We start from the raw sequence: 5819 nt of genomic DNA, 5'->3' as shown, positions 1-5819 counted from the left end.
AATGTCCAGGGTGCTGGTTTTTACAGGCTCGCTTAACCGGATGGTGTTCCTGCTTTCATAATTCCCTGTTTTAGCAAAAACCACATTGCCCTGATCGTCCACGATCTTATAATTTCTCACACAAAAAGGCATAACAGCTTCAGGATGGCCCATCAGAACCGATTCCATCGGATGATCGTAGTCTGTATCAAAAAACAGGTCAATTTCTCTGATCTCCTGCTGCTGCTCCCATTGCAGGATAAGTTTTGGAGAGTGGTCTTGCAATGCGGCAACCCAGGCATTCGGACTGGTAGTAGGCCTATAAATACCAGTTTTAACCTGTTCGGGGCCAAATTTACGCAGGGCTGGTTCCATCCTTACTGCCAGGTTATGTCCTTCAGGTCTCCTTTGCGGGCACCAGAATTCAAACTCATCTACACCAATATCTTCAGCAGGCGTTTGTCTGCCATAATTGGATACGGCTTTATTGACCAGGTTAAATACTGAAAGGATCCCTGTGATGCGTTGCTCTGAACAGTACACCTTAATTTCAGGATTCTTTCTTAAAATAACGAAGGCGTAAACTCCAGTCGCCATAGTTGCCGAAAAATCCATCTGTAAACAATTACGGCCGGGATGAATAGGTAAAACCTGCTTTTCCAGAACCAGATCCGGCGTATAGCTTCCCGGCCTGCTACAGATCTGAAGTTCAATTTCGAGCGATGTATCTGTATCCGATACGGTATGAAAACTCAAACGAGGTATTTTACCCTGGTTAAGGGGAAGCATCTGACCCATTGAAACATCCAATGGTTTAAGCAGGTCGGACGACAATTCTTCCAGTACATATTCACTGGATGCGGATACCTTGGCAGCATTCACCAGGTCGAGATCATCCTTTAGTTCGAAACCAGGAATGTGCTGCCCGCTTTTCAGCAATTCCTTTTGCAAATCTCCAATAAAGTTCTCTTGAAGAAGTGCAGCCGGGTACAGTCCATTCTCTTTAGCAATAGATGCAGCCATCCCAACGGCCTGCCCAACATGTGCTGCTGTTGCCATTACCCTGGTTGAAGCAAACGCCACATGTGTAGCACTGATGATACGGCCGGTAAGAAACAGGTTTTTTATGTTTTTACTGTACAGACAACGGTACGGAATCTGATAAATTCCTTTACTATGCCACTGATTGCAGCCCGGTTTTTCACTAAACACCCCGTCGGCCGGGTGCAGATCTATAGACCAGCCGCCAAACGCTACGGCATCTTCATGCTCTCTTTGTTCTACAATATCTTGCTGGCACAGTAAGTAGTCGCCTTCAAAACGACGGCTTTCCCTTTTTCCCGGAATTGTACCAATCCATTCCAATGTCATCGTTTCTGCTTCGGGAAATTCACCTGAATTTTTGATGTAGTTCCACGCACCGTAGGCTACTTTCCAAAGTTCCCATTTGATCTTTTCCGTATCGTGTACGGTATCTAATCTTCCCCCATACTCAAGCCACCATAGTTTACAACCAAACTCTTTTGCATTGAAACTTCTAAAACGCGGAATTTCTGTGGTAATGTCTTTTAAGGCAAAGTCCGGTGCAGTAAATTTTACTGGTTTACCGGTATCCTTACTATAGAAATATAAACTATGCCCTAGTAGCTCTCCATATTCAGCTGTAGGGGCGAATTTTTCACCAAATTCTTCCTTGCTTTCTGCACCCATTCTGAATGCGGCACCGGCTAAAAAACCTACTATACCATCCCCTGAAGCATCACAAAACAAAGGTGCCGAAATGATATATTCTGTGGAATTCTGACTGCAAAAAGCTTTTACACCAGATATTGTATCGGGATCCGATTTATACACTTCATACACTGCTGTATTTAACAACAGGGTGATGTTCGGTTCTGAAACAATTTTATCCAGCAATATGGTATCAAAGATCAGCGGATTACCTTCTTTATTCCGATAGGTATTCTCCACCAGTATCTCATCTACAACACCGCCTTCCCTGCTCCACCTGTTATTATTCCCCATATGCGAAGTAGCGCCAAGGATCCAAAGACGGACCTCACTTGATGAATTACCCCCCAAAACAGGCCTGTCCTGTACAAGAACTATTTTAACTCCTTTACGGGCGGCAGTAATAGCCGTACATACTCCTGATAGTCCTCCTCCAACAATTAAAAATTCTGTACTTAAATTTTGAGACACCAAACGACGTGCTCCTGTTCCTTCTGATTTGATCATAGTAAATGTTCGGGTTTGCCCCGGTGTTTTTTATTTGATTATTTTTAAAACTTAACTGTCTTTTCAGCTACTTTTCTCAGATATGCGGCGAAATCGACAGGAACTTTGTTGGGTACATACTGTATTTTTTCGGGCGACTCTTTAAATAAAAAAGCATACCAGATTAAAGACCCCAAATATCTGCCCGCCTCATTGGCGTGGTTAGGATCAAATACAAACTCCTTGTCTTTCCAGTAATAGCCCATATTTAACGAATTGGTCTGATCAGGCAGGTTGGGGTAAACCGGGTTTTCGTAATCAAAAGCCATATCTTTTTTATACAGAAATTCCGTTCCGGAGGCCATGGTATTAAAAGCATCCCCTACCGGAATAATGTTCACTTTCAACTGTTCAGCAATGGTATGATAGGCTGCCCTGGATTTCTGCCACATCTCTTTTTGATCTTTAGCCAATTGATTTGCGGCAACCCTGCCAAACTTTTTTGCATCACTGCGATACGCCCAGTTTTGGTGTAAAACGATCCTGGCATTTGGCTGGATAGATTTAATGTAATTGTACAATTTTTCAGCATACGGACTGTAGGTATCCAGATCGGGCGACAAATAAGAATATTGCTGAATGGTCACCACATCCCATGTTCCTTCTGATAAAAGCATGCGCAGCGACTTGCCCTTATAAGGTTTTCCTTTAGGGTCTCCGGGATTGGCCTCTGCAGCCTCCGCATACTCCCAATGTTGCTGTAAGGAACAGCCTCCAAGCTCCGCCCTGCCTATCACCAGTTGTTTATTCCTTTCTTTTGCGAAATTTGGCAAATAAGCCGTAGCGTTTTGGGAAAAGCTGTTGCCAATCACAAACAACCGGATGGCGTTATCATTGCTCTGCCCAAAGGAAAGTTGACTGACGAGCAGCAGAACGACTAGAAAGATTTTTTTCATATTCTTCATTTTTTAGTATTTATAATTGTTGTTTTTATCATTTCACCTCTGATCAGGATCTTCCCAATATAAATCACGGTTTGGTTGTATTTAGCCGGGTTATTGGTAATGTCCGTCAATTGCTTTTCTCCAAGAATCTGTTTTTTATCTGCAATTTGCCCGGAGACCGTAAACGTTACCGTATGAATTCCCGGTGGTACCTCAAAGAATTCTGCCTGACCACGGTACCTGTTGTTGCAAAAGAAATTGAACCTGTTGATCGGATCAGATGGGCCGGAACTTTCATCTGCTTTCAAAGCCAATGTTCCGGTTTGTTTGTGAATGCTTGCCCTCTTTCCGTCAATCTCCAGGATAAGCTGCCCGGCTTCCGGCCCGCCAACATCAAAAATGCCAATCATCTTTCCTTTGAACTTAAAAGAAAAGGATGCTCCTGGTTTTTCCGCTTTCATCACATACGGGAACCAGCCTGAAAATTGCTTAAAATCAGTATAGATTATCGGATTGATCTTTGTCCACTCCCTACTGAAACTGGCAATATCCTCCGGGGCAAACATCTTTGCATCCTCCCAGTTATCTGCATTTAACGGATCTGGAAACACGTGTTTGATTACCTCCACATGATTTTTCATTTTAAGGATTGACCTGGCCATAGCAGCAGCGTAAAGATTTCCTCCTGCTTCCAGCGGATGTGTACCATCGTTAGAAAAAACAAGCCGATCTGTTTTCGTACCTGTCTCTGCTTTCCAGATCAGTTTCCCTTCTTTTTCAAGAAAACTAGCTTCCAGTCCCATGTGAATAGAAGGAATCTGATACCGATCGGCAATCTTTTCCAGTCCGGCTATATTTGCAGGAATTTCTCCAGATGCATAAATCTTAGACTGCCCATTGTAAATGGTATAAAGCAAGCAGATGTCGGTGTATGGATTAGACTGCCAGATCTGACGCATCATCCCTTCCAAACCTTCAGGAAATGCATTATTTACGGCAAATTCAATAAAGATCAGATCAGGTTTGTATTGCAGGAGCTGCTCCTGTATGCGGCATGCGCCAAGGTCTGTTCCCGTTCCGGATATACCAGCATTGATAAATTTCATCTGAATGGCCGGGTACAGGCCCTGGATAAATTTGGCAGATTGCGTCCGGTATAGATTATGACCCCTGGTGATACTGCCACCGATATAGCCTACAAGTAACGCCTGACCTTTTTTAGCTTTGCTAAAAAAATTCGGAAGGCCATTTCTCAATAGCAACTCTTTAGGATTGTTAAAGTCTCCCGGATTTATGACCGGTATCGTAGATTCGGATGGATCGAAAAACAGCGGCATGGCCCCGGCCTGACTCGCCGAGATCAACCGTTCCCTTTCTCTGTTTTCCTGTTCTGCTGCACTGTTTTTCCTGGAGCTGCAGCCCAGGAAAAACAACATTACGATGATCAGGAAGGGGCATCCCTGATATAGGATCAGTTTAACTTTTCGTTTCATCAGCATTAATTATTCGGCCCGTCAAAATTCACAACAAACTGACTGGTTTCACCGGCAGCATTCTTTAAATCGAGTTTAAGATTTACCGGAGCGAGCGGATCAATGTGAAGGAAAGTCCATTCAAAAGGGTAAGCAGTACGTTTACCGGCACTGGTCGTACCATTTAAGGTCAGCTCGGCAGTAGCCCCGGTTAAAGGGTATGTATTTAAATAAGCATAAATGGAGTCCCAGCCGAAAGGAGACCGGATCCGGAAAGTATACAACGTACCCCATGATGCACCTAAATTAGTAGCCTGCAAGCCATTTTTTACAAGAGGAAGATCTTGACTTATAACGGAATTTATTAAAGGAAAAGAATATGCACTTAATGCCTTTCCCGCAAGGCTTACGTTTAGTTTTCCTCCAGTAAGGCTCAGCTCACCCGGCTCCGCCAACGCACCTTTATACGCCTTAATTCCAATGGTTTTGATACCAGTTTTAAGGGTATCTAAAGTGAGATCAAAATTCTTTCCTGTTTTTGATTCATTCATCAAAACCACCCAAAAACGATCATTAGATATTCCGCTGATGTAGTTTACCTGTGGTGTGTCTATTTTAACAAGGCCTTTTGCCAGCCATGGCCTTACCAGACTATCTCCAAAAACAGTTCCTTTTCCTCCCCCGAAAACTCGATTATTGAACCAGACAAACCCTTCCTGTTTCCCCCATGGGAAATTGATCTGACCTGCCGATCTTTGTATGGCCTCTGTAAACAGGAAATCCAATGTAAAAGCAAGGTGTGGAGAGATGTGATGGTAATAAATAGAATTGATATCCGGTCCCTTGTAAGGATAATTAGCACCATAGGTCAAGTCTGTAAAACCAGTGGCATAATACCCCGGATAATTGGAAAAACGTCCGATAATAGAGTTGCGCGCATAAGTTTCCAATATACTGCGGTTGCGGTACGTCGATACCCTAAGCAAGTGCGGTGACCAGGTAGACATAAAAATATGGCGTACGTTCTTATTGGCCAGAAAAAAAGTAACCGGCTGTTCCAATCCGAGACCTACAGGAGATATTAAAGACTGCGGTACTGTTTTTTCGAGAACATCGCCGGGCTGCCGCGGAAAACCAAGTCGAAATTTCACCATACCTTTCCACCACAAATTGGTATTGCCTTCATAATGGTTTCCAGGGTGAATGA

Annotated in this window: 3 protein-coding genes and 1 pseudogene; all 4 read right to left on the bottom strand. The window is 43.5% G+C overall.

The genetic code is table 11. From position 1 onward, the window contains the following. A partial coding sequence (locus VNZ46_RS12940; protein WP_325560524.1) for an FAD-dependent oxidoreductase occupies nucleotides 1–2217 on the bottom strand: 2217 nt, incomplete at its 3' end. Nucleotides 2218–2261: 44 nt separating this feature from the next. Then, on the bottom strand, nucleotides 2262–3152 hold the full coding sequence (locus VNZ46_RS12935) for a DUF4886 domain-containing protein (protein ID WP_325560523.1): 891 nt from the start codon (nucleotides 3150–3152) through the stop codon (nucleotides 2262–2264). A 5-nt stretch (nucleotides 3153–3157) separates the two neighbouring features. Further along, nucleotides 3158–4633: an SGNH/GDSL hydrolase family protein gene (locus VNZ46_RS12930; RefSeq protein ID WP_325560522.1), complete on the bottom strand. Its 1476-nt coding sequence runs from the start codon at nucleotides 4631–4633 to the stop codon at nucleotides 3158–3160. Between the two features lie 5 nt (nucleotides 4634–4638). Next, nucleotides 4639–5819 (bottom strand): annotated as a pseudogene (locus VNZ46_RS12925) (hypothetical protein); the annotation flags it as partial.

Source organism: Pedobacter sp. (assembly GCF_035566355.1).
In the GTDB taxonomy this organism is placed as follows: domain Bacteria; phylum Bacteroidota; class Bacteroidia; order Sphingobacteriales; family Sphingobacteriaceae; genus Pedobacter.
The sequence above is the reverse complement of the archived record's forward strand: the minus strand, read 5'-3'. Positions and strand labels throughout refer to the sequence as shown.

What these genes read in the sequence shown, in the direction of transcription:
- VNZ46_RS12935 (WP_325560523.1), bottom strand. Translation starts at nt 3,152, where the DNA reads ATGAAAAAAATCTTTCTAGTCGTTCTGCTGCTCGTCAGTCAACTTTCC.
- VNZ46_RS12930 (WP_325560522.1), bottom strand. Translation starts at nt 4,633, where the DNA reads ATGAAACGAAAAGTTAAACTGATCCTATATCAGGGATGCCCCTTCCTG.